This window comes from Bacillus sp. EB106-08-02-XG196, assembly GCF_013396335.1.
In the GTDB taxonomy this organism is placed as follows: domain Bacteria; phylum Bacillota; class Bacilli; order Bacillales; family Cytobacillaceae; genus Neobacillus.
In genome coordinates, this window is record NZ_JABWSY010000016.1 from 126,871 (window position 1) to 150,120 (window position 23,250).

Genomic DNA, 23,250 nt, shown 5'->3' on the forward strand with positions numbered 1-23,250 from the left:
TAACACCCTGCAAATAAGTTGTAAACTACTTTTTATCAACCTCTAGATGTTTAAGTTTTTCCAATAATTGCTTTGAGTCTTTAGCTGCAATAAATTCACCATTTACAATCGCATAAGGAGATATTTTGCATTCCTCACATCTACTTTGACAATGGTACTCTTTATATTCGATATTTTTTTTACCCAAAAAAGCACTGTATTCATTTTGAAGCTCAACAGGTAAAAAACGGTCTAAATTTTTTTCACAGAAGTCAACTTTTAATTTTTTTTCTTTCGTAAAAAGTCTTGTAATAAAGTTCATACGCTGCACATCTCCACTGCTAGGCATTTACATTTAGTATATCAATTTATTATAAATAATTCTCCCAAAATAAATGATAAAGAGCAACCATTTCTAGTAGGGTTGCTCTTTTTTTATAGCAATATATGAAATTTTTATCTTTTTGAATGTTTTTTATCAATTTTCGCCTCAATTCTCTCCATTGCTTTTACATCACTTTTTAGTTCCTGTTTATTATCATCCACTAATTTCTTAAAGCTTATACTGCGTTTTCTCAATTGTTTCTCCACCTTTCTTATGTTTTTATTATACTAAAAGTAAAAAGCTTAAAATCAGCAGAAATATTACAACTTTTTGAACTTTTTTATTTTATCAGAACATTATAAAAAAAGAGAATTACCTAAATCATGAACATAACTAGAAAATCCAGTTAGTGGATAATTCCCCGCATCATAAAATTATTTATCAATGTTCATCGAAAGATTAACAATTTCAAGAACGGATTCATCTATTGCTCTGCCGAATTCTTTTGGATCTGTCATCGCACGCCATCTTTCTTTCCTTACATTCGATAACCCCTCTTCGAGCGCTTTATCCATTATCCCAGCTTCATGAAGAAGAGAAATAGCCCTTTCCATTGAATCTATCATTCTCATTGCTCCATAACTATGCGGCTCCCGATATAGACCTTTTGCGCTTGTAAGTGTGTATGCAACATAATCGCGTAGCTTTTCGATGATTTGTTCCTCTGACTTACTAGTTTCCATATTGGTCATGTGAAATCACCTCCACTGCCTGTTTGCTCGTTTTAGAACGGGGAGGCGTGCTTGTATAGCCAAGACTAATTAATAATTCTGGTTCTACATCTTCTGGAAGCCTTAGAATCCTTTTAATAGATTGGCGATGAAAGGAACGGACAGGACAATTTCCAACACCATTTGAATGTGCAGATAAAAGGACATATGCTGCTGCGATACCAAGATTTACAAAGCGAAGGACTTCAGCTGTATCCACTCCTCCACGATTTATTGATTCCGTTGCATTGGAGCAAAATACTACAACAGCAGCAGGATCTCCTGATAATCCTGGAGCAAAACGTTTAATTAGTCTTAATTGTCTTTCATCCTGAACAATGACAAAGTGCGATTCTTGTGCGTTACTCCCAGACGGACTATTTAGTATGGCACTTTCAATATCTTGTATAAATTCAGGCGGTAATTTACTAGGTTCAAAGGACCTTGTACTACGCCTTGATTTCACAGCCTCCATTACTTCCACTTCATTCCACACCCTTCCTTATTTTAATAAAAAACCATACTCTTTCAGAATATGTTTAAGATTTTCTCTTAAGCTTGCAGATACAGCTATGGTTTCAGGACGAGTGCAGCGGCGGGCAGTATGCTCACACCACCCATACTCTATTCCCTCTTTTTCTGGTTCACCAGCTAAAGAAACGCGCCGTCCATCATATGTTCTTCGTGAAATCATTGTTTGATCATATTCATTCAAATACTTATCCAATTCTTCACTGGAATAGGTTTCTTCATGTACAGTCACTTTGGCAGGAAGCCGTGGTTTAACACCTCGCCTCACTCCCTCCCTCTCAAATCCAATCGCTAAACCTGAGACAGCAAATACACCCTTTGGCAGTTTAAGCTCCTTGGCAACCGCCATAGGATCATTCCTAATGGAACCTACCGGACAACATCCAAGGCCTAGAGATTCTGCTGCGACAATTGCGTTTTGTAAGGCCAACGAAGCATCCATTGCGGCAAGTAAAAACATCTCAAGTGTATCTGCTGCAAATCCATACTCTTGTCTAGCGGTAACATATTTCAACCGAAAAATATCCGCACAAAATAATAGAAAAACAGGTGCCTCATGGATAAACTTTTGATTTCCAGACAAACGGGCAAGTTTATCTTTTCGCTGTTCATTTTTTACAACGATGATACTGTAAGCCTGTAGATTGGATGATGTTGGAGCACTACGGGAAGCAGTGATAATAGCCTGCAGCATTTCTTCAGGAATTCGTTTTGGTTCAAATCCGCGGACGGATTCATGAGCAGTAAGCACATTTATCGTTTGATTATGGAAATTACTAGGTAGGTCAATCCCTTCTAGTTCTAACCTGCCGGTAATAAGTTTCGTCATACTAACCACCTTTTTCCCTATAGCAAACTTGGTGTTTCTTTTATTGTTTAAAACTTCCTTTTTCCATCAAACATTCATCATCAATATAAACATCCGGTATGGTAACGACCCCATCGATGTGTACACCGGCAGAGATTGTCCCACCAAAAGTGTTATTGCTTCCAAAAGCAACATGAATCGTCCCATATACTTTTTCATCTTCTAATACAACGCCTGTGATTCTTGCCTTATCGTTTGTACCTATTCCAAATTCGCCTAGCAGTCTACCGTCGCCATCACCAAGAATTTCTAAGAGTCTAACTCCTGCCTCTCCTTCGGCAGAGACAATCCGACCATTTTCAATTGTTAAAAGCACAGGAGTTTCTAGTCGGCCAATCCCTGCAATCGAGCCGTCAATTAAGATTTGTCCATTTGCTGTTCCCTCAAATGGTGCGACATAGGCTTCACCTGAGGGCAGATTACCTGATTCTCCAGCATTTAGATACATTCCTGTACTTGGAATTCCATCCCTGCCATCTATGGAAAAGGTGAGTGTATACCCTCCCTTTTCGATCCTGACCTCTTTTCCTTCAGTTAGAATATCAGTAACGACATCCGTTAAAAATTTCACTTGCGTATAATCAGCAGAAATCGCTCCTTCCAAAAACATATCTTCGGTAATACCAGGCATTGTTGCCAATCGTGTCCCTGCGGCGGCAGCCTTCTTTCTTGCTTTTGTATGTGTTAATGAGTGTTCAGTAATACATACTACCACATCTGCCTCAATCATCGCTGCTGTTACGGAAGCGGGCGGTTCTTCACCTGATTTTTTTCGTTCCTTCATCACCATTAACATGCTTTCGGCACCAAGTAATTTTCCTGCTTCGAATAAGGATTCACCTAACTCCTTTTTAACATCATCGGTTACAACAAGGAACAATTCGTTCTCTTTGAGTCCTAAACATTTCACCAATACATTTTTGCTAATTTCGATTAACTGTTGATTCATTTTAATCACCCTTTTATATCATTTCTGATGTTAATTTTGCCATAATGGCATTAGAAAGTATAACTGGCACACCTGTTGCTTGTGAAACCATTTCCCTTGCTTCTTCTGTGTAACCCATGCAATCGAGTAAAATAATATCTACTTTATCTTTCAGTTCGTTTGCAGCTGCTTCAAAGCTTTTTGGATCAATATGATAAGGCGATGCAACACCAAAAGTAGGTGATAACCCAAATGGTAAAAACTTCGATATTAATGATTCTTTTTGCTCATCTAGCGGGACAATGACTCCAAATCTTCTGCTGCCAACCATTGCCTTAACGGCTGGTGGAATAACATGATCAGGTTCTATTAAATAGGCGCTCTCAGTAGAAAGTCCGGGAAATACACCTGTACAAAGCAGCAGGATTTGTTTAATCCCCATTTTCTCAAGATCATTAATTTTTTCTTGTACAATCAGTTTAATTTTCTCACGCGACATGATAACTGATTCATTTGATACCAATCGCGATGTTAAAACATAATCTCCCTCGTCTGGATACAAATTTTCTACTATATATTCCTTTGACATACCGTCCAATACCCCAACTTGAACCAACTGAGCACGCCCATCCAAGTATTTCTCAATAATAGGTGCGACATCGTTTCTTGGTGCTTGACCAATAGTAATCATTCCTAACCTTTCCATCCTTACACCCCTTTATAATATGAAAATAAAAGGAGAGCAGACGCGCCCTCCCCTAATTACAGCTGAGGAGCTTTTTGCCCCATCGTTTGGAATCTTTCCATAGAACCATATAATTCTGTGATTCTATTAAACTCATCTTTACTATATAATTCACATGTTCCGTTTGTTGCTTCCTTAGCCACTTCTACGGCAAAACGGACGGCATCTGCGATATCGGTTTCATGACTCGCACCAGTTCCACAGCCTGGAACAACGGATTGAGCTGTAATGGCTACCCCGACTACAGGAGCTGATGTAGCAACTGCAGGCTGTAGGATGGAGTTTATATGATACAAATCATTCCCGTATGGTGTAATGTCTTGAGTAGTAATTGGGAAGGTTACTGCGAATTGACCTGTTGCCATCTCCATAATCCTCAGTAAATCATCGCTTACACGGAGAATATACCCTTCCTTCACAGTTGGAGAAATAGCAATTCCTTTATGATTGATAACACGATTTCCTTTTGTCGTATCAATCGATAAAATAGATTCCATTTCTGGGACCACTTCATATTTATTCATTGTAAGAATATCTACCGGCGAATCCATAAAATCTACTGGTTCATGCGGGCGTGTCGGTGCATCTGGACAAATATGGGTAGTTACAATAACGTCCCCAACAAGCGTATCACCTTTAGTTTGCATATCAGCTAGTTTTAATGCGGAAGCAACGGCTGCAACGGCTCCATCAGCATCAGAAACAATTCCAATACGACTTGGTCGGGCCCCTATTCCACCTAATCTGCCCACAATACCAAAAGTTGGTGCGTCTCCACCATTGCTTTTTCCATTTGAACCCGGAATTACAATTTTTATGAAATCAGTACTGCCCTTATCACCTTCAACAGTTTGAACCGTTACAGTTACGTTAGCATAAGTACTAAATAACTCCTTCACCTTTTCCCCTGAAACATAAGCATTGTCTAATATATCGATTGCAGTTAACGTTTGTTTAAGTACCACTTTTTTCCTCTCCCTTTGCTTAGATGTTATATTCAAGAATTGAGCGATTAATAATATCCTCTACCGGTTTCAGTAACTTTTCATTTCTCATCGTACTGCTTAAAATTAACTTTTCCTTTGGAACTGCTATAACAGCGATTTGCTGACCTTTTTGTATAGCAGCAGAAACAATCGGCTCAGCTGTTCTTGCGTCAAGTGTCATAATAAGGTCTGGAAAGGTTCCAAATCTCTCACCATTTTTTTCAATCGTCATGTATTCATTCCAAAAGGTTAATTCATAGGAATCATTTATGGTGACTGTGCCTACATCAAAACCGCCTGTTGTTTCGAGTGAAAAATCCGTTACTGTTCCTTCTGTAACCACTCTTCCTCCCAACGTCCCGACAACAGCATCGATGGCCGCTTCACCGACATGGCTTAACAATGCTTCTCCTACCTGAATCGCTTGCTGAATCGCACCAGCTGCACCATGAGCCTTGGCATAAGCAACGGTTATAGGGTTTCTAGCCACCGCTAATAAACCCCCAGCTTCAATAGAAGCCTTTCGAATTAATGTAGATGCCTTGTCAAGCGATCCAGAAACACTAAATTCTAAATAGTTAGAGCCTTTGCCTCCAACTGCTGCCTGATGAGAAACATAGTCCTCTTGCTCTGAAAGGTTCATTGATCCCATTGATCCTGTTGGATGTGCTCGTCCATTACAAGGAATATCGATTACGGGGATACCTGTTACGGCTGATTGGAACCAGCCGTTAACCGTAGTACCTGCTCCATTTTCGTTTGTAATAATTCCTTTAAACGGTTTTCCGATTTTTTGTGAAAGAAGATCTAAAGCCCTTGAATAATGAATCGGTTTAACAAATTTATCTTTTGCAGCAGGTGCCCCAACCAATGAAGCTGTTACAACCAAATCTTCATCTGAAAGCTCATCTACGGTCAATAGTTCAGGCTGACCAATGTCAAGAGCGAGCCTGCCAATTTGCAGACCATCTTCAATCCAGCCTCCCCCGCCGCCGCCGAGGACCGCACCGCCATATACTGCATACTCTACAATTTTTTTGTCTAATTGAATTTTCGCCATTTTACTCTCCCTTATTTACCTATTTTGAATACAGAATTGAAGAAGCTAAATAATGCATCACCAGCGATAAATCCAGCTGCTAAAATACTCATTGGTGCTTCCGCTTCTTTACCCTTTGCTTTTACCCAAATTAAGCGAATCGCAATACCAGTAAGTACGGCAAAGCCTGCATATGGTGTTAAGATCAATAAACCTGTTGCAAACAATACCCCTAATTGACGACTTGGACCACCAATCAGCTGAAGAATGGCACCAGGTATTGCCCAGAGTAATAATTGTTTTGCAACATCTGCAGAAGTTCCTGCTTCAATCGTTGAAACATAAACAGCATCAATCGGCGGTACTAAATTTTGTGCAAAATATCCTTTGTAAGTAACAAGCACAGTTAATAAAGCCACACCAAAGGCAATCATTGATGTAAAGTATTGTTGTTTTCGGCCAGCAATTTCATATTCTCTGTTCTTACCTTCGCCGCGTAAGATATGACCTGTTTTAAAATCATAGCCCATATCAGCAAACGCGGGTCCTGTAGCTGCACTAAATCCTGCTAGCAATGCAAGCGCTAATGGCGGGAACCCAATCATCATCCCAATAAGAAGAGTAATAAATGCTACCGCAAACGCTGGGAACCAACCAGAATGCATTGCCGCGATACCTACGATCATTTCATGAACGAATGCCGCAAAAGCAGCAAAGAATAAGAATCCGATAAACATACCTGGAGACATATCAGTGATAAGGCCACCAGTAATCGCAAGGATTAATGCCACCGTAAGATAGGCACCGAAACCTAATCCTAACGCTTTTCTTGCTTTTTCTATCGGGCGAGTAAACTCTTCTTCGTCAGCAATTTCTATAGTTGCTGCCACTTCATCTTTAGTAGATGGTTGTCCGGAATTTTTCTTCTTAGCAAAAATCAATATCGAAACCTGAACTAATGCAACAATCCCCGCACCAATCATAATTCCATGAGGGATATAAAGTGCGTTTACATCTACGCCAAACACAGGAATGGAGTACTGACGGAATAATAGACCAATCCCAAACATTGAAAGGGCCCAAATATTCCCGATAAAAGCAACACCAAATGCTGACATCGGAATATGAAGGAAGGAACCTATGATACCAATAACAGTACCTACTCCAAGTAAACCAGCCCTCTTACCACCTTTATCACCTGCCAGGATTGCTTGAGCCGTTGCAACTCCAGGCGCCCACGTTCCTTTTGCTGGAAATAGTTTAGAATCAAATAGCTTATAAAGAATAGCTGCATCGACAAACATCGCTAACGCAGCACCAATTAACATTGGAATAATTAGTTCTGGTGCACCCATTAAAAATGGAATACCGATTGGAATTAATAGACTATTAGCTGCACCAAAGGTTGCAGCAGATATAGCTGTTTGCACAAGATTTTGACGATGAACAGATTTGTATCGGCTGAAGATCGTAATCGGAATCCTAGCAATTAACATCGCTATTAGGGCACCAATTATAGAAGTATTTGGCGTTACCCCTAAACTTACAATAATCTGCATCCCAATAATGGCACCAAAGACTGAAGTGACGAGCGTTAAAATAAATGTAAATGGTTCGAATAAACGTGGATGCTTTTCGTCATGAGTTTCATGTTTCATAGAAATTCCCCCTATAATTTATGTTGGTTATTCAGTTAACTCGCAATCTCTATATGCTTTGAAAGCTATCTTTGCAAGTTTTTAACTTTGCCCTCCAATTTGTTCTTAATCGCATTGGCTTCAGCTAATTGGTTAGCCATCAATTCCGATGGACCTTTTCTAACAGTACTTTTTTGTAAAATGCTAAATAGGATTCCGGTAAATACAAGTGCGGCCCCGATCATTTGCTGTACCGTCACTGTGTTTTTATAAATCAAAAAGTCCAATAACATTGTCATTAAAGGTTGTAAATTTAACACAACAGCAGCTCTTGCTGCTCCAATATCATTCATGGCCTCATTCCACATTAAAGTAGTGAGTCCCTGTCCGATAATTACAGAGCATATCGCAAAACTCCAAATTGCCATTGAATGATTCCAATCGATGTTAGTACCAATCATGAGGAACGGGTCAAAAAGGATTGCACCCATCATAAAACTATAGGTTGTAATGATAATAGGTGACAGCCTTTTAGAAAGCAATCGAACAAAAATAAGGTTACAGGCAAATGTAGCTGTTCCTCCAAAGAGCAGGACATCACCTATATTAAATACGAATTGACCTCGTACAGATAGGACTAAATAAATTCCAAAGATTGCAATCAAACTTCCAATTACCATTTGCCGTGTTACCTTCTCCTTTAGAAACACAGCAGCTAAACCAGCTGTAAGTAAAGGGGATAAACTAAAAATCAAAGAAGCATTTGTAGCAGTTGAATACTTTAGTCCCATAAACAAAAAGATTTGATTTGCAACTAACCCAATTAAACCAGCAAAACAAAATAACACTAGTTCCCTTCGCTGAATTTGAACGAAAGATTTAGTAAAAGAAGCCAACAAACAAAAGAAAATCGATATGACTGTAAGGCTAAAGGCTGATAGAAAAAAGGGAGAAAATTCTTTTAATAAAAATTGACGCGCTAGGTAGTTTCCCGCCCATATAAAGACACATATTAAGAGCAAAAGATAGGATCTGACCAATGAAAAACCTTCTTTCAAACAAATCCTACTAGTTTTATCCTATCCATTTCAATTGGACCACTAGTAAGCAATTATTTTATCACTGATGCTTGTACATGCTGATACAACGTAGCCGCAAACATTCCCTCTGCCTCAACAGCATCAATAATAGGAACTTTTATTTCTTCTCTTAATAGATCAGCTAGTCCAATCGTTGAAAATCCAGTACATGCAAAAACTAATACTTTTGCCCCTCGATCAATTAACTTTTTAGCAGCATCTATAGCATTTTGGCGTCCAGCTGGTGTCATTAAATCAGTCGTGTTTGACACACCTTCTGGTTTATTATTACCAACAAGTAAGTTACCTAGAAGTTGCTCGATAACAGCTGGTGGAGTTTCAGTAATTCCTAGAACACCAACAGGTTCTCCAATCGCCAATGCGGTAAGCGCCGCCGCACTTCCAGCACCAATGACTGGAATCGATACTTCTTTACGCAATTCACTAATAGCAGGGTCAGCTGCACAGCTGATAACAAGGACTTTACATCCCTCTTTTTCCATTTGCTTGCCTAACTCAACGATTTTAGGAACAGCGATTGCTTCTGTCTCATTATTAAATATTCCTAAAGGTTGATCAGGAATACATTTTGTTACGGTTGGTACATCAAAGGATTGTGCTATCACCTTTCCGTGCTGTTGAAGTACCTCTTCTTGGTTTGTCGTAAAAACACGAATAATGCCAATCATCTAATTCATACCTTTCCTAAAAAGTTTATCCAATATATTTTCTGAAAAGAGAGAAAGTATTGAATGTTTATAATTCTAAATAAACCTATAATATTCGACAATGTCCTTCGAAACCAAAAATAAATAGGGCCAATTGTGCGCTCAGCACAATCGACCCTATGATTAAGTTTCCATTTTTAATTTATAATATATAATACATATGTAATAAACAAATCGTTCTCTGAAATTTTCAGTATCGATATCCGCTATCTCACGGATCCTATCCATCCTGTATTTAACTGAATTTCGATGAATAAAGAGTTCTTTAGCTGTTTCCATTAAACTTCCACCTGAGGCCAAATAAAAATAAAATGTTGTGATGAAATCAGTTCCATGTTCCTGGTCATATTTATAAATCTTACCAATCTTTTTTTTCACTAATTTGTCCATGTCTACAAATTCAGAGGCATCTAGTAATAATTGATACAATTCCAAGTCCTCGAAAGCAAACACTCTATAATGATGATATATTCTAGATCCGATCAAAATAGCTCTCTTTGCCTCTAAAAAGCTACCTTGAATATCCCACAACTGTGCTTTCCCGCCAAAACCTACTCGAATCCCTTGCCACTCATAGATAAACGGTGTCAGAACCGATTTCCAATTTAGGTTATCTTCAATTGTAATCTGTTTAATTTGTTCACCACTATGCGAGGCAAGTAACAAAACTAAACGATTTCCCTTCACAAGAATATGTGAGTTCACCTTATATACTTGTGCAGTTTGTTCGATCAATAAACTGATTTTTTCAAAAAATACATCATTCTCTTCGTTTTCTAATTCAACGATCGCAATCTCCCAGATTCCTTCCGTCTTAAACCCAAATTGGTTTGCCTTATCTATAATCACTTGTTTTGACAGCGGTAATCCTGTCAAAAGTTCTTCAATAAAGTCACCACGTAACTTGTGCTCAGTATCTAATGCAGTTTTCCTTCTCATTAATTCTAAAGAAAATACAAGCCTAGCTTGCTCCACACAAATAAGCTCTAAATCATCTAAATGTTTTTTGTCAATAATCAATTTTCCTTCTAATTGGTTATCCACTCTTATATTCCAGGATAGTGTACCATTTGAAGGGAAATCGGGGGACATTTGTGGTGATGATACAATCATTTTTCCTGCCTTATCGACTAACCATAAGGACGACTTTAGCAATCCAGAAACTCTGTCAGCTACAACCTGAATCCCCCTATTTTCTACTACAAGCGTGGTAAGTGTTTTGTAAATCTCTTCAGACCTTCTAAGTAAAGAAGCTTGTTTGTCAATAATTTGCTCCATAACCGCATGAGTAATATCCATATAAGGTACATTGTTCGGAAGTTGAATAATTGGCAAATTATATTTCTGACTCATTTGAATCATTTCAATAGGCATATCATTCAAGAATCTTTCAGTTTTGATTGCTAACGCAGCTGCTTCAGCCTGCGCTAATTGTTCCACTAATTTGGGCAGCAATCTCGGATCATGACGTATAGCATAGGCTGTCGTTAGCAGTAATTCCCCTTCTCTCAACCACCCAGTAACATCCGGAACTTCCATTATATCAATATATTTAACAACACGAGTTAGACCCTTTTCTCCGCCAATTACCCTAGCATCTTTTAATATTGGTAGGCAAAGAATTTCACTTAACGTTATACCGGCAGATTTCATCAAATTCACCTGATTCATATCATTTTATTAACGTGCTTCCAAAAATCCGGGAATATCGTTTTTAATAATAATTCCAGTTTACCATTAATAAAAATTCAATAAAATTAAATGTTTTAAGATAATAAAATAGACTGGCATTTATCATGTATCAATTAACCAAATATGGGAATATTGTGTAATTAAAGTTAATCGATTATACTTAAACTTATATTTAAAAATTATTATTTTGAGAGAGGTAGAATGATGAAACTAGGTGCATTTTCTGTAAGTCTAACTGTGAAAGACATTCATGTATCAAAAGAGTTTTACGAAAACCTAGGATTTCAAGCCTTTGGTGGAGATATTAATCAAAATTGGCTTATTATGAAAAATGAAAATTGCATCATTGGACTATTCCAAGGTATGTTCGAAAAGAACATTTTGACTTTTAATCCAGGGTGGAATCAAAATACTGAAAATCTCGAATCATATACGGACATTCGTGAAATTCAAAAGCAGCTTAAAGAAAAAGGAATAACAATGCATTCTGAAGCAGATGAATCAACCGAAGGACCAGCACATTTTACGATTGAAGATCCAGATGGTAATCAGATTCTAGTGGATCAACACAGATAAAAAACGTAATTAACGGTATTACGAAATACATATATCCTTTAAAGCCTTTACTAGCTTACCAATAATAACAAGAATCAAAAAGGAAGACTGTTTAATAGTCGCCATTATGGAACTTTGAAACAGCCTTCTTATTAAGTTATTAGGTTCCATTTCTTTAATTCAATCATCATACTTACAGCAAATCAAAGTCCTTCACTTTATTAAAGTAAAAGACCCTGATTTTCTACATTGCATCTTTTATATCTGTAATGTCCCTATTTGCATTTGCTGCTTTCATGGACTTTGGCAAGAAGAACATTGCCACGATTGCTAATAAAGCGGTTGCGATTAAATAGAAAGCCGGCATGAGTTTATTTCCTGAAGCTGTCTGCAAGGATGTAATGATAAATGGTGCACCGCCTCCAAAAATCGCCGTGGAAACATTATAAGAAATACCATAGGCACTGTTTCTTACTCGATTCGGAAACAACATAGGAAGTGTTGATGGGAATACACCAATAAAGATCGCTACTATCACTCCTAAGGCAAAGAAACCGACCAGTGGACCTGCCGACGAACCACCAGAGACAAAGGCCATGATTGGAATCGCTGTAAAGATTGCCAGTAATGCCGACAATAGCAGGAACTTAATTCTGCCGTAGCGATCGGCCAGCATTCCAAAGATTGGGAAAAGAATCATCATTAAAACCATTCCACTTGTTGTGACTGTGAGAGATTCCATTGTCGATAATCCCACTTGCGTCTCAAAATAGGAGGGAAGATAAGTCAGTAAGGTATAATAGGCACCATTGGCAAACGCCACAACTAAAAAAGAAATCGCTAACGGTTTTCTTGCAGTTGAGAACATCTCTTTCAGCGGAGATTTGGCCAAATCGTTCTCTTCTTTCATCTTGATAAAGGTTGGCGTATCATCAATTTTCGTTCTGACGTACATTCCCACTAAAGCTAAAGGCAAGGAACAAATAAATGGAATTCTCCATCCCCATGCTGCCATTTGGTCTGAACTTAGTGCAGTAGTTAAAATCGCTACAAACACAGAACCAAGAATGTAGCCGAGCAATGAACCTGATTCAAGTAAACTAGTAAATAAACCTCTGCGGGAATTCGGTGCTGATTCATTCATAAATACAGATGCACCTGTATATTCTCCTCCAGCTGCTAATCCCTGAATCATCCGCATGATAATTAATAAAAGTGGAGCAATAAATCCTATAGACTCATAATTTGGAATCACCCCGATGATTGCTGTAGCCAATGACATCATCATAATCGTTACAACTAATATCTTTTTTCGTCCCAGCCGGTCTCCAATCGAGCCAAAAATGATACCTCCAAGCGGTCTAAAGAAGAACGAAATCGCAAACACCGCAAAACCATATAATAAAGCTACTGAACTACTTTCTTCTGGAAAAAACTGTGCTCCGATAATTGCAGCAGTATAACTATAGATACCGTATTCATACCATTCGACTAGATTTCCTATTGCAGTAGCAGTTGTAGCTTTCTTCATTCATGCATCATCCCCTTTTATTTTACAACGATATTAAAATTTAAATACCGTTATACAAATTCCTTCAACGCTAGGTTTCTTGGCATTTTAGCGAATGTTTCACAACCGTTTTCTGTGATTCGAATCGACTCACTGACCTCAAAGCCATAATTGTCAAGCCACAATCCCGGAATCAAATGGAAGGTCATATTCGGCTGCAAAATCGTTTTATCGCCTTTTCTAATGCTTACCGTGTGCTCACCCCAATCCGGCGGGTAGTTCAATCCCATGGAGTAGCCGAGTCGTGATTCTTTTACAAACCCACTTTTTTCGATAGTTTTTCTCCATGTTTCTTCAATTTCCTCACAGGCAATTCCAGGTCTCACCATTTCCAAACAAGCATTTATGCCCTCTACCGCCACCTCTGAAAGGGTTTTCAAGTTTTCGTTTGGCTTACCAATTTGAACGGTTCGTGCTAAAGGTGAATGATATCTTTTATAGCAGCCCGCTAATTCGATAATTACGGCATCTCCGTCCTTATAACGATCATCTGTCCAAGTTAAATGCGGAGTGGAGGTTTTTTCACCAGATGGCAAGAGCGGTACAATTGCCGGGTAATCTCCGCCAAATTCCTCTGTTCCTGTGATTTGCGTGTGAAATATCTTGGCAGCAACGTCACATTCTCTGACGCCTTCTTGAATTAATTCAATCCCCGCCTTCATCGCTTTTTCGGCGATGATTGCTGCGCGTTTCATATACTCGATTTCGGCATCAGATTTGATTAACCGTACCCAGTTTACTAATAAGGTTGCATCGTGAAAGGACGCATTCGGTAATCCTTTATTTAGCTGCATATAACTCTTGGCTGTGAAATAATAGTTTTCCATTTCCACACCTATCGAACGGTTATCCTGACCTATTTCCTTTAAAATCCCGGCCACGAAATCCATCGGGTGCTTGATGTCGGAATGAATATAATCATCTGGATAAGGAATAATGTTATCGCGATAAAGCCATGTGGTGACCTTTGCAGCATTGGCATCCATTTCTCTGCCAATCCACATCGGCTGATCTTCGTCAATAATGACGACTAACATCTGATGCACGTAAAACGACCAGCCATCGTAACCGGATAGATAATTTATATTAGCCGGATCGGTAATCAGCAGAACATCGATTCCTTTTTGCTGCATTCGTTCTTTTGTTTTGCGAATTCTCTCTTTATACTCATACGTTGCAAATGACATGCCAAGTTCCCTCCTATGACTGGAATTCCCATTAGTCTAATTTAATTTAAAGCACACCACTTTTGGTTCGGTCATTTCTTGAAGGGTGAACTTGATCCCTTCTCTGCCTAATCCGGATTTTTTAACCCCGCCAAATGGCATTGCATCAATTCGATAGTCGCTGCTGTCATTAATCATAATTCCGCCAACGTCCAATTGAGCAATCGCCTTATGAGCTTTTTCAATGTCTTTTGTAAAAATACCGGCCTGCAAACCATAGTCCACACTGTTTGATTTTTGGATTGCCTCATCCAAATCCGCTACAGGGTAAAGGAGAACAACTGGACCAAAAATTTCTTCCTTTGCAATTTTACAATTCTCCGGAACATTTGTCAGAACAGTCGGAGAATAAAATGCTCCGTTTCGCTGTCCGCCAGTGAGCAATTGAGCACCTTTTTCAATTGCTTCCTCAACCATTTTTTCAACCCGGATTGCTTCTTTTTCCGTAATCAGTGGTCCCATATCCGTTAAGGTAGATTGTTTATCCCCTACATTGTATAGCTCGGTACGGGAAATAAATGCTTGTTGGAATGCTGTCATAATGCTCTCTTGGATATACACTCGCTGTACACCTAAACAATTTTGACCCGCTGCCCAAAATGCACCTGATACAGATGATTCAACCGCTTCCAACATATCTGCATCTTCTAGCACAATAACCGGAGAATTCGAACCAAGTTCCATACTTATCTTTTTTAAACCTGCTTTACGAACAATATCTTCTCCCGCTTCCAAGCCTCCTGTGAAACTAATCATTCGTATAGCTGGATGGGTGACAAGGATATCTCCAATTTCACGACCATGGCCTGTTATAACAGATAACACTTTAGGCGCGAGTCCTGCATGTGAGAAAGCCTCAGCAAGCAAAAGTGCACTTAGGGGTGTAACACTTGCTGGTTTCACAATAATCGCATTTCCAGACGCAATGGCTGGTCCTACTTTGTGGGCGACAAGGTTTAACGGATCATTAAATGGGGTAATCGCTGCAATAATGCCAATCGGGAAACGGTAATAATAACCAACCCGATTCTCACTCCCAGGCATTTGGTCAAAGGATAGTGTTTCGCCCGTGATTCTTCTTGCTTCTTCGGCACTAATGCGTAACGTTTGAACGCATCTCGCTGCCTCTTTCAGCGCTTCCCTAATGGTTTTACTGCCTTCTTTACTAATGATAAAAGCAAATCTTTGTTTATGTTCTTCAATATAATCAGCAGCGGCATTGATTACTCTGATTCTTTCATGCACAGGCATGGCGGCAGCAATCTTCGCACCTTCTTTTGCGTCTTCAATACATTGAATCATGTCTTCATTACTGGCAGCAGGTACAGTATCAATTATACTATTATCTTGAGGGTCACGAACTTCAATGATCTCGTTACGTCCTACCCATGATCCACCAATCAACATCTTCTGACCTCTAATTTGAACTGTCATCAAATTCCCACCCTTCCCTTTCTTACTTAAACCATCACCGGTTTACGTTCACGGTTGATATTAATCAAGTCTATTAAAAGAGAAAATCCTGTTTCAGTTTTACCTGCTCCTGCCCCGCTTAATGTGACTGGACCTAGTAAATCACATTCATAGGTAATCGCATTGACAGCGCCTCCGATAGAAGCCAAAGAATCCATAATGTCTACTTTTTCAGGTGCAATTGAGGCAGTCACATTGCCGTTTTCCTTGTTAACCTTAGCAAGTAACTTCCAACGTTTTCCTTCAGACTTAGCGGTTTCAATGTCTGTTAGCGAAATATCTGTAATCCCTTTGCAGGAAACGTCTTCTACTTTTAATGGAATGCCCATAATATAATTTGCAAGAATAACAATCTTATATCTTGCATCATAGCCCTCTACATCACTAGCAGGATCTGCCTCAGCATACCCAAGCTCCTGTGCTTCCTTTAATGCAGCTTCATAGGAGACGCCTTCCTGTTCCATTTTCGTTAAAATGTAATTGGTTGTTCCATTCAATATTCCGCGAATTTCCTTTATTTCATTCCCTGCTAATGTAACAATCGGCATTCTTAATGATGGAGTACCACTCATGACAGTACCTTCAAAGCCCCATGAAACACCGTGCTTTTTAGCCATATCTGATAGCTCTTTATAGGCAAGGGCAACGGGACCTTTATTCGTCATCACCACGTTTTTTCCGCTTTCAAATGCTGCTTTACAATGGTCAATCGCAGGCTGCCCTGTTTTTACATCCGTATAGGACACTTCAATTATCGTATCAGCATTTGTGTCAACAATGGTTTTAAAACTATCCCATCCTTTAATTAATCCAGGTGTTTGTGGATAATTTTCTAAATTCCCTGTTTCTTTTAATGTCTTTAAAACTATTTCTATATCAAGACCGATTGGATTATAGATAGAACCTTTGATAAAATCAGAAATTGCAACAACTTTTGCCTCAAATCCCTCTTTTAGCTTTAATTCTTCTTTTTTCTCCAGCAATATTTCTGCTAACCCCTGACCAACTACACCGAATCCGATAAAAGCTAATTTATGAGACATGTATCTGAACCTCCGTTTTTATGTTAATGGGAGAATGGGATTCTTCTTTCAAAAAATTCAAGGCTGTCTGTGTAAGAATCGCAGCACCTTTTGCCAAGCTGCTCTCATCTAGATCATAGACAGGGGTGTGCAAATCCCTTTGAATTCCATCCTGCGTTCCACTTCCAAGGAAAAATAAAGCACCTGGTATTTTTTGAGTCACATATCCAAAATCTTCTCCGCCCATACCAAAAGGACGTTTGACAATCTCAAAATCCGGATACAATTCTTCAATCGACTTTAAAAATAAGTTGTTAATATGAGCATCATTATATAAAGCCGGTTCTCCTCTTTCTACATCGAGCGAATAGCTGCCTCCCATTGGTTCGACTATTGACAGAGCCTTCATTAACTCCGAACTCAATAAATCACGGGCTTCAGGAGTATAGCTGCGAATCGTGCCGTTTATCACTACTTCATTTGGAATAATATTGCTTGCGGTTCCGGCATGAATCTGACCTATACTAATCACACCCGCTTCTAAAGCCGGTAATTTTCGGGCAACAATCCCATGTAAGGCCTGCATGACAACTCCAAGCATCCAAATCGGGTCCGTCCCAAGTTCAGGATATGCACCATGGCCGCCGATTCCGAAAATTTTAGCAGTAAACACATCAACATTTGCCATACTGTACCCATCATTCACTTGAGCTGCTCCTACAGGAAGCCATGGGCACATATGAAGGGCAATGGCAGCATCAACACCATCATACGCACCAGCTTGTACCATGTATGGCGAACCTGAAAGTCCCTTTTCATCTGTACTCTCTTCTGCTGGCTGGAAAATAAATTTGACTGTTCCCTTCAGCTCTTCTCTTTCAAACTTTTGAGCAAGAAGATGGGCTGCTCCAAGTAAGATTGTCGTATGGGCATCGTGTCCGCAGGCATGCATAACCCCTTCATTTTTTGATTTATATTCGAATGTATTTTCTTCCTTGATCGGCAGTGCATCCATATCAGCCCGAATTGCAATTACAGGTCCTTCTCCTGAAGTTAATGTACCGACTACACTTGTTTCTACTCCTATTCCTGTTTCAACATGAAAACCCTTAATCTTTTTAAGGACTTCAGCAACGAATTGGGAGGTCCCGAACTCTTGAAAACTGAGTTCGGGATGCTGATGAAATTTACGTCTCCATTCAATAAGTTGATCTGATAATCCATTTGCCTGAATGACTAAAGGATGATTAGCATGATCTGCCATCTGTTCATTTCCCCCTGGTATTTGAATGGAAGATTATTTTACTTTTAACATACTTTCAACATGGTTGAATGCTTGTTCAAAATCAGCAATGATATCTTCGATTTCTTCAATTCCGCATGAGATTCGGATAAGTCCTTCTGGAATTCCCACTGCAGCACGTTCTTCTGGTGTACATTCCACATGACTTGTTGTACGAGCTGGTCCAACTGTTGTTTCGACTGCACCTAAGTTAGCTGCACGGTTTGCATATTGCAGTTTAGGAAGAAGATCACGTACTGTATCAACACCGCCCTTAACCGCAAAGCTGAGCATGCCGCCAAAGTCCTTCATTTGTTTTTTCGCAATATCATGGTGCGGATGTGTTTCAAGACCAGGGTAATAAACAGCTTCTACCATTTCTTTTGTCTGCAAATATTTTGCTAGAGTCATTGCACTTTCACATTGCTGACGAACTCGTAAATAAAGAGTTTTCATCCCGCGTAAAATAAGGTAAGCAGCCATTGGATCCATTGTAGCTCCATTAATTTCACGGAAGTGATAAATCTTTTCAACCAGTTCTTCAGAACCACAAACCACGCCGCCTAATGCATCTGCGTGTCCACCCAAAAACTTTGTTGCACTATGGATAACTAAATCAACACCTAATGAAAGTGGATTTTGATTCATTGGAGTAGCAAATGTATTATCAACGATGACGAGTGCACCTGCAGCTTTACCTGCTTTTGCCATACGTTCGATATCGGTAATTTTAACAGTCGGGTTTGTTGGTGTTTCTAAGTATAAAATTTTGCAGCCTTTTTCCACTTCACGTTCAATTTGTTCATGATTTCCAGTTTCACATAATGCTACTTCAATTTCCTGACGAGGCAAGAACTCAGTAAAGATTTTATTTGTTCCGCCATATGTATCTTTAATAGAAACAATTCGGTCACCAGGTACTAAGAAGGTAGAAAGTGTATTACTGATTGCTGCCATCCCTGTTGAAAAGCTTGTTGCTGCTTCTGCTCCTTCAAGGATTTTGATTTTATCTTCAAAAGCCTGAACTGTTGGATTTGTATTACGTCCATAGATATGTCCTTTCTTTTTTCCAATTGCTACATCATACCATTCATCCATATCGTCATAACCGTAAGCTACACTTAACACTACTGGTACTTGTGTTGCTCCATGTACTAAATAATCCTTTTCTCCTGCCCATACTGCTTTCGTTCCCATTTTTGCGTTTTTCATTAAAACCACTCCTCTTTAATTTTTTAGTAAGATTTTTTTGTTTTCAATTCTTATCCCTTTATTCCTCTTGGTCATTTCTTGATATGCAAACAGGGCAATGGCTGTATCCTGTACACCCGTACCTGTTAAATCACAAACGGTAATTTGTTCTTCATTTACCCGTCCTGCAGCTTTTAAGGATGTCAGGTCACCTAATTCAACAACCTGTGACTCCTCAGTGAGTACACCAGCTGTAAGGGCATGGTGGAGTTCTCCTAAACGAGCACATTGGGCTTTTGTATCACAGACAAGGATGTCTGCTTTCGCCAATACTTCCGGCTCTAATTCTTGTTTATGCTCTGCATCCGATCCCATCGCAGTAATATGAAGACCTGGATGCAGCCAATCTGCTTTTATAATCGGCTCTTTTGCAGGGGTGGTCGAAATCACTGTTTCACTGTTTCTTACCACTTCTTCTGCACTTCCGACCGCAATCACTTCTACCCCTAATTCAGCTGTCATTTCTTCAGCAAATTTTTGGGCCCTTTCCAATGACCTGGCATATACAAGGACTTTATTAAAACTTCTCACAATATTTAGTGCCCTAAGCTGATATTTTGCCTGGCTGCCCGCTCCAATAACACCAACGGTTTCAATCGATTTCTTCGAAAGAAAGGCAGCCGCAACCGCACCTGCAGCAGCAGTACGAACATCCGTTAGATATCCATTATCTAAGAGTATTGCTTCCGGAACTCCAGTTTGAGTGCTGATTAAGACCATCATTCCATTTCCAGTTGTCAGTCCAAGCTGATAATTATTAAAAAAACCGGAAGAAATTTTGATGGCAAACATATCTTTTCCCTTGATATAAGCTGTTTTTACATCTACTTCACCGTCTCGATCCTCAATATCCACTCTCATAATCGGCGGCATCGATGCCTCATTATTTGATAGCTTCGTAAATGCATCTTCTACTAGCTTCACAGCCTCAGAATTCAGTTGCACATATTCCTTTAAATCTTGTTCTGTAAAAATAAGCAATGTTTATTTCACCACCAATCTATGTCTAATTTGAATACTGAAATCCCTTTAAAGTTAGGTCCCTTGGGAGCCTAGCAAAGGTTTCACAACCTGTGTCCGTAATTCGAATGGACTCGCTCACCTCAAAGCCATAATCGTCAAGCCACAATCCCGGAATGAGGTGGAAGGTCATGTTAGGCTGCAGGATTGTTTTGTCGCCTTTTCTTATGCTCACAGTGTGCTCTCCCCAATCCGGCGGATAATTACATCCCATTGAGTAGCCCAACCGAGATTCTTTTACAAATCCACTTTTTTCAATTGTTTTTCTCCATGTTTCTTCAATCTCTTCACAAGCAATGCCTGGACGAATCATATCCAAGCAGGCATTAATGCCTTCTACAGCTACACCTGAAAGGGTTTTCATTTCATCTTTTGGTTTTCCTATCTGTACCGTCCTTGCCAGTGGTGAATGATATCTTTTATAGCAGCCTGCCACTTCTAAAATAACGGCGTCTCCATCTTTATAGCGGTCATCTGTCCAGGTTAAATGTGGTGTAGAAGTTTTTTCTCCGGATGGCAGCAATGGAACAATGGATGGGTAATCTCCGCCAAATTCTTCAGTTCCAGTAATCTGAGTGTAAAAAATCTTTGCCGCTACATCACATTCCCTGACTCCGGCTTCAATTAAATCAATTCCTGCCTGCATCGCCTTTTCTACTATCTTAGCAGCACGTTTCATGTACCCAATTTCTGCATCTGACTTTATCAACCGTACCCAATTAACTAGCAAACTAGCATCTTGGAAGCTGGCATTTTGCAGTCCTTTTTTTAGCTGCTCATAGCATTGGGCTGTAAAATAATAGTTTTCCATTTCTACTCCAATAGTGCCGTGTGCTTTGCCAAATTCTTTTAATCGATCAGCGACAAAATCCATCGGATGCTTGACCTCTGATTGAACATAATCATCTGGGTAAGAAATGATATTTTCATGGGAGAGCCATGTGGTTGCTTTTGCCCCATTGGCATCCTGCCCGCGCCCAATCCATTTTGGCTGTTCTTCATCAATCATTAAAACGAGCATCTGATGTACATAAAATGACCAGCCATCATAACCGGATAGATAATTAAGGTTAGCAGGGTCTGTGATAAGCAAAACGTCGATTCCTTTTTGCATCATCCGTTCTTTTGTTTTGCGAATTCTCTCTTTATATTCCGCTATTAAGAAAGACATATTTTCTCTGCACTCCGTTCTCCTAAGGTTTGTGTTTGATTTTTTTGAATATTTCTATTTGTTTGTATTATACGAAAATGGATTCCATTATTTCATCTGACATTTTGTATGAAAGATTTTCGAGATTTCTAGTCAAATTTATCAGCTCAAATAAACTGTTTCTTGCATAAAAAAACCGCCATAAAAATCCTTAAGTGGCGGATTCTTTTGACGGTCTTTCATTTTAGTTTACCAGTGTAAGTTTGAATTAACGTAAGCAGGATGGATAGATCGACATTCTGACCGCTAATAATTACAGCTATATCACCCTCTTGATGCGGGATTTTGCTGCCTAAAACAGCAGCAATCCCTGTCGCTGCTGCACCTTCCATAATCATCCTATGTTTGTCCATCATAAACGCCATACTATAAGCAATTTCCTCTTCAGGAATAAGAACTACATTGTCCATATATTGCTGGACCATTTGAAAAGTGTATTGATTATCAAGTCCTATTCCGCCTAGTAAACTATCAGCGAGTGTCTCACTTTCCTCTAAAATAATTGGTTTCCCAGCTTTTAAACTTTCATACATGACTGCCGAACGTTCCATAGAAACACCAGTTACTCTTATATCACGATTATTGGATTTCAATGCCAAACCGATTCCTGAAAGCAGTCCCCCCCCTGAAAGCGGAACAATCACATCTTTTATATAAGGAAGATCCTCCAATAATTCCAATCCAATCGTACCTTGTCCAGCAATAACATGTGGATCATCAAACGGCTCAATCACGGTTAACCCTTTCTCATTTTCAAGCTCATAACAGCGAACACCCGCTTCATCTTGGCTGTCACCAACAATCTCAATTTGAGCCCCGAGCCTTTTTAATGAGTCCACTTTTGCTTTTGGCACTCGATTAGAAATACAGACAACGGCATCAATCCCAAGCTTTTTAGCAACATAGGCAACCGCCATGCCATGGTTTCCTGTTGAGTACGTTGCCACTCCTCGTTTTCTTTCTTCTTGACTTAAGCTCAGAATTTTATTAGCCGCCCCTCTTACCTTAAATGCTCCCACTTCATGAACATTTTCTAGTTTTAGATAGACATTACGATTGACTTTTTCTGATAAGATAGTTGATTGAATGAGTGGTGTCCGATTGATAATCTGACTAATTCGTTTTCTTGCATCCCATACATCGTTTATTTTCAAATTCTTTTTCACTTTAGTAGAAGTCATGGAACTTTCCCCTCCTTGATAGTTACTATATGTTTATAAATACTAAGCTCTTCTATCTGAGATATCAATTGTCAAAATTGACGATAAGAAACGTTTCTTTTCATACATTTTTTTTATAATTTGATGATATTTATCTCAATCTACAAAAAAAAC

Annotated in this window: 23 protein-coding genes; 1 reads left to right on the top strand and 22 read right to left on the bottom strand. The window is 39.2% G+C overall.

Annotated elements, in window-relative coordinates; translation table 11 throughout:
• Positions 1-25 precede the first annotated feature (25 nt).
• The 13 genes from MLOOGBEN_RS22715 to MLOOGBEN_RS22775 all read right to left on the bottom strand — a co-directional run bounded on the left by MLOOGBEN_RS22715 (position 26) and on the right by MLOOGBEN_RS22775 (position 11,286).
• Positions 26-328, bottom strand: coding sequence for a YuzB family protein (locus tag MLOOGBEN_RS22715; protein ID WP_256989223.1), 303 nt, complete (start codon positions 326-328; stop codon positions 26-28).
• Between the two features lie 107 nt (positions 329-435).
• Positions 436-558, bottom strand: coding sequence for an FbpB family small basic protein (locus MLOOGBEN_RS22720; protein WP_179160560.1), 123 nt, complete (start codon positions 556-558; stop codon positions 436-438).
• A 180-nt stretch (positions 559-738) separates the two neighbouring features.
• Entirely contained in the window at positions 739-1,047 is a 309-nt protein-coding gene (locus tag MLOOGBEN_RS22725; RefSeq protein ID WP_256989224.1) for a DUF6092 family protein, read from the bottom strand.
• Positions 1,037-1,549 carry a nitroreductase family protein gene (locus MLOOGBEN_RS22730; protein ID WP_218781300.1) on the bottom strand — a complete coding sequence of 171 codons (513 nt, stop codon included), beginning with the start codon at positions 1,547-1,549 and terminating at the stop codon, positions 1,037-1,039. Before MLOOGBEN_RS22730 ends, MLOOGBEN_RS22725 begins: the two co-directional genes overlap by 11 nt.
• Positions 1,550-1,576: 27 nt before the next feature.
• A complete protein-coding gene (locus tag MLOOGBEN_RS22735; RefSeq protein ID WP_218781294.1) occupies positions 1,577-2,434 on the bottom strand; it encodes an NADPH-dependent oxidoreductase in 858 nt (285 codons plus the stop codon).
• Between the two features lie 40 nt (positions 2,435-2,474).
• Positions 2,475-3,422, bottom strand: a complete 948-nt coding sequence (locus tag MLOOGBEN_RS22740) for an aminopeptidase (RefSeq protein WP_179160564.1) — start codon at positions 3,420-3,422, stop codon at positions 2,475-2,477.
• Between the two features lie 13 nt (positions 3,423-3,435).
• Entirely contained in the window at positions 3,436-4,107 is a 672-nt protein-coding gene (locus tag MLOOGBEN_RS22745; RefSeq protein ID WP_179160565.1) for an AroM family protein, read from the bottom strand.
• A 56-nt stretch (positions 4,108-4,163) separates the two neighbouring features.
• Positions 4,164-5,111: a DUF1177 domain-containing protein gene (locus MLOOGBEN_RS22750; RefSeq protein ID WP_179160566.1), complete on the bottom strand. Its 948-nt coding sequence runs from the start codon at positions 5,109-5,111 to the stop codon at positions 4,164-4,166.
• Between the two features lie 19 nt (positions 5,112-5,130).
• Positions 5,131-6,192 carry an S-methyl thiohydantoin desulfurase family protein gene (locus MLOOGBEN_RS22755; protein ID WP_179160567.1) on the bottom strand — a complete coding sequence of 354 codons (1,062 nt, stop codon included), beginning with the start codon at positions 6,190-6,192 and terminating at the stop codon, positions 5,131-5,133.
• Between the two features lie 11 nt (positions 6,193-6,203).
• Positions 6,204-7,829, bottom strand: a complete 1,626-nt coding sequence (locus tag MLOOGBEN_RS22760) for an OPT/YSL family transporter (RefSeq protein ID WP_179160568.1) — start codon at positions 7,827-7,829, stop codon at positions 6,204-6,206.
• Positions 7,830-7,894: 65 nt separating this feature from the next.
• Entirely contained in the window at positions 7,895-8,866 is a 972-nt protein-coding gene (locus MLOOGBEN_RS22765) for a DMT family transporter (protein WP_306430764.1), read from the bottom strand.
• A 53-nt stretch (positions 8,867-8,919) separates the two neighbouring features.
• On the bottom strand, positions 8,920-9,576 hold the full coding sequence (locus MLOOGBEN_RS22770) for an aspartate/glutamate racemase family protein (protein WP_179160570.1): 657 nt from the start codon (positions 9,574-9,576) through the stop codon (positions 8,920-8,922).
• 162 nt (positions 9,577-9,738) lie between these two features.
• A complete protein-coding gene (locus MLOOGBEN_RS22775; RefSeq protein ID WP_256989225.1) occupies positions 9,739-11,286 on the bottom strand; it encodes a PucR family transcriptional regulator in 1,548 nt (515 codons plus the stop codon).
• Between the two features lie 225 nt (positions 11,287-11,511).
• Between MLOOGBEN_RS22775 and MLOOGBEN_RS22780 the strand changes: the two genes are divergently transcribed.
• Complete coding sequence (locus MLOOGBEN_RS22780) at positions 11,512-11,883, top strand: VOC family protein (RefSeq protein WP_179160572.1); 372 nt, start codon at positions 11,512-11,514, stop codon at positions 11,881-11,883.
• Positions 11,884-12,106: 223 nt separating this feature from the next.
• Here MLOOGBEN_RS22780 and MLOOGBEN_RS22785 read toward each other — a convergent pair whose 3' ends face one another.
• The 9 genes from MLOOGBEN_RS22785 to eutB form a co-directional block, all read right to left on the bottom strand.
• Complete coding sequence (locus MLOOGBEN_RS22785) at positions 12,107-13,393, bottom strand: MFS transporter (protein WP_179160573.1); 1,287 nt, start codon at positions 13,391-13,393, stop codon at positions 12,107-12,109.
• A gap of 50 nt (positions 13,394-13,443) precedes the next feature.
• Entirely contained in the window at positions 13,444-14,619 is a 1,176-nt protein-coding gene (locus MLOOGBEN_RS22790) for a M24 family metallopeptidase (RefSeq protein WP_179160574.1), read from the bottom strand.
• 36 nt (positions 14,620-14,655) lie between these two features.
• Entirely contained in the window at positions 14,656-16,092 is a 1,437-nt protein-coding gene (locus MLOOGBEN_RS22795) for an aldehyde dehydrogenase family protein (protein ID WP_179160575.1), read from the bottom strand.
• Between the two features lie 26 nt (positions 16,093-16,118).
• Entirely contained in the window at positions 16,119-17,174 is a 1,056-nt protein-coding gene (locus tag MLOOGBEN_RS22800; RefSeq protein ID WP_179160576.1) for a homoserine dehydrogenase, read from the bottom strand.
• Positions 17,164-18,417 carry a M20 metallopeptidase family protein gene (locus MLOOGBEN_RS22805; protein WP_179160577.1) on the bottom strand — a complete coding sequence of 418 codons (1,254 nt, stop codon included), beginning with the start codon at positions 18,415-18,417 and terminating at the stop codon, positions 17,164-17,166. Before MLOOGBEN_RS22805 ends, MLOOGBEN_RS22800 begins: the two co-directional genes overlap by 11 nt.
• A gap of 33 nt (positions 18,418-18,450) precedes the next feature.
• A complete protein-coding gene (locus MLOOGBEN_RS22810) occupies positions 18,451-19,647 on the bottom strand; it encodes a cystathionine gamma-synthase family protein (RefSeq protein ID WP_179160578.1) in 1,197 nt (398 codons plus the stop codon).
• Positions 19,648-19,662: 15 nt separating this feature from the next.
• Entirely contained in the window at positions 19,663-20,667 is a 1,005-nt protein-coding gene (locus MLOOGBEN_RS22815) for a cyclodeaminase (RefSeq protein WP_179160579.1), read from the bottom strand.
• A 25-nt stretch (positions 20,668-20,692) separates the two neighbouring features.
• Positions 20,693-21,877 carry a M24 family metallopeptidase gene (locus MLOOGBEN_RS22820; RefSeq protein ID WP_179160580.1) on the bottom strand — a complete coding sequence of 395 codons (1,185 nt, stop codon included), beginning with the start codon at positions 21,875-21,877 and terminating at the stop codon, positions 20,693-20,695.
• 218 nt (positions 21,878-22,095) lie between these two features.
• On the bottom strand, positions 22,096-23,097 hold the full coding sequence (gene eutB / locus MLOOGBEN_RS22825; protein WP_179160581.1) for a hydroxyectoine utilization dehydratase EutB: 1,002 nt from the start codon (positions 23,095-23,097) through the stop codon (positions 22,096-22,098).
• Between the last annotated feature and the right edge of the window lie 153 nt (positions 23,098-23,250).

Bases quoted from the DNA above. Each gene is read 5' to 3' on its own strand.
- MLOOGBEN_RS22725 (WP_256989224.1), bottom strand. From the start codon at position 1,047: ATGGAAACTAGTAAGTCAGAGGAACAAATCATCGAAAAGCTACGCGAT.
- MLOOGBEN_RS22780 (WP_179160572.1), top strand. From the start codon at position 11,512: ATGAAACTAGGTGCATTTTCTGTAAGTCTAACTGTGAAAGACATTCAT.
- MLOOGBEN_RS22790 (WP_179160574.1), bottom strand. From the start codon at position 14,619: ATGTCATTTGCAACGTATGAGTATAAAGAGAGAATTCGCAAAACAAAA.
- MLOOGBEN_RS22745 (WP_179160565.1), bottom strand. From the start codon at position 4,107: ATGGAAAGGTTAGGAATGATTACTATTGGTCAAGCACCAAGAAACGAT.
- MLOOGBEN_RS22795 (WP_179160575.1), bottom strand. From the start codon at position 16,092: ATGACAGTTCAAATTAGAGGTCAGAAGATGTTGATTGGTGGATCATGG.
- MLOOGBEN_RS22820 (WP_179160580.1), bottom strand. From the start codon at position 21,877: ATGTCTTTCTTAATAGCGGAATATAAAGAGAGAATTCGCAAAACAAAA.
- MLOOGBEN_RS22740 (WP_179160564.1), bottom strand. From the start codon at position 3,422: ATGAATCAACAGTTAATCGAAATTAGCAAAAATGTATTGGTGAAATGT.
- MLOOGBEN_RS22730 (WP_218781300.1), bottom strand. From the start codon at position 1,549: ATGGAGGCTGTGAAATCAAGGCGTAGTACAAGGTCCTTTGAACCTAGT.
- MLOOGBEN_RS22805 (WP_179160577.1), bottom strand. From the start codon at position 18,417: ATGGCAGATCATGCTAATCATCCTTTAGTCATTCAGGCAAATGGATTA.
- MLOOGBEN_RS22810 (WP_179160578.1), bottom strand. From the start codon at position 19,647: ATGAAAAACGCAAAAATGGGAACGAAAGCAGTATGGGCAGGAGAAAAG.
- MLOOGBEN_RS22785 (WP_179160573.1), bottom strand. From the start codon at position 13,393: ATGAAGAAAGCTACAACTGCTACTGCAATAGGAAATCTAGTCGAATGG.
- MLOOGBEN_RS22715 (WP_256989223.1), bottom strand. From the start codon at position 328: ATGCCTAGCAGTGGAGATGTGCAGCGTATGAACTTTATTACAAGACTT.
- MLOOGBEN_RS22755 (WP_179160567.1), bottom strand. From the start codon at position 6,192: ATGGCGAAAATTCAATTAGACAAAAAAATTGTAGAGTATGCAGTATAT.
- MLOOGBEN_RS22760 (WP_179160568.1), bottom strand. From the start codon at position 7,829: ATGAAACATGAAACTCATGACGAAAAGCATCCACGTTTATTCGAACCA.
- MLOOGBEN_RS22775 (WP_256989225.1), bottom strand. From the start codon at position 11,286: ATGAATCAGGTGAATTTGATGAAATCTGCCGGTATAACGTTAAGTGAA.
- MLOOGBEN_RS22770 (WP_179160570.1), bottom strand. From the start codon at position 9,576: ATGATTGGCATTATTCGTGTTTTTACGACAAACCAAGAAGAGGTACTT.
- MLOOGBEN_RS22800 (WP_179160576.1), bottom strand. From the start codon at position 17,174: ATGTCTCATAAATTAGCTTTTATCGGATTCGGTGTAGTTGGTCAGGGG.
- MLOOGBEN_RS22735 (WP_218781294.1), bottom strand. From the start codon at position 2,434: ATGACGAAACTTATTACCGGCAGGTTAGAACTAGAAGGGATTGACCTA.
- eutB (WP_179160581.1), bottom strand. From the start codon at position 23,097: ATGACTTCTACTAAAGTGAAAAAGAATTTGAAAATAAACGATGTATGG.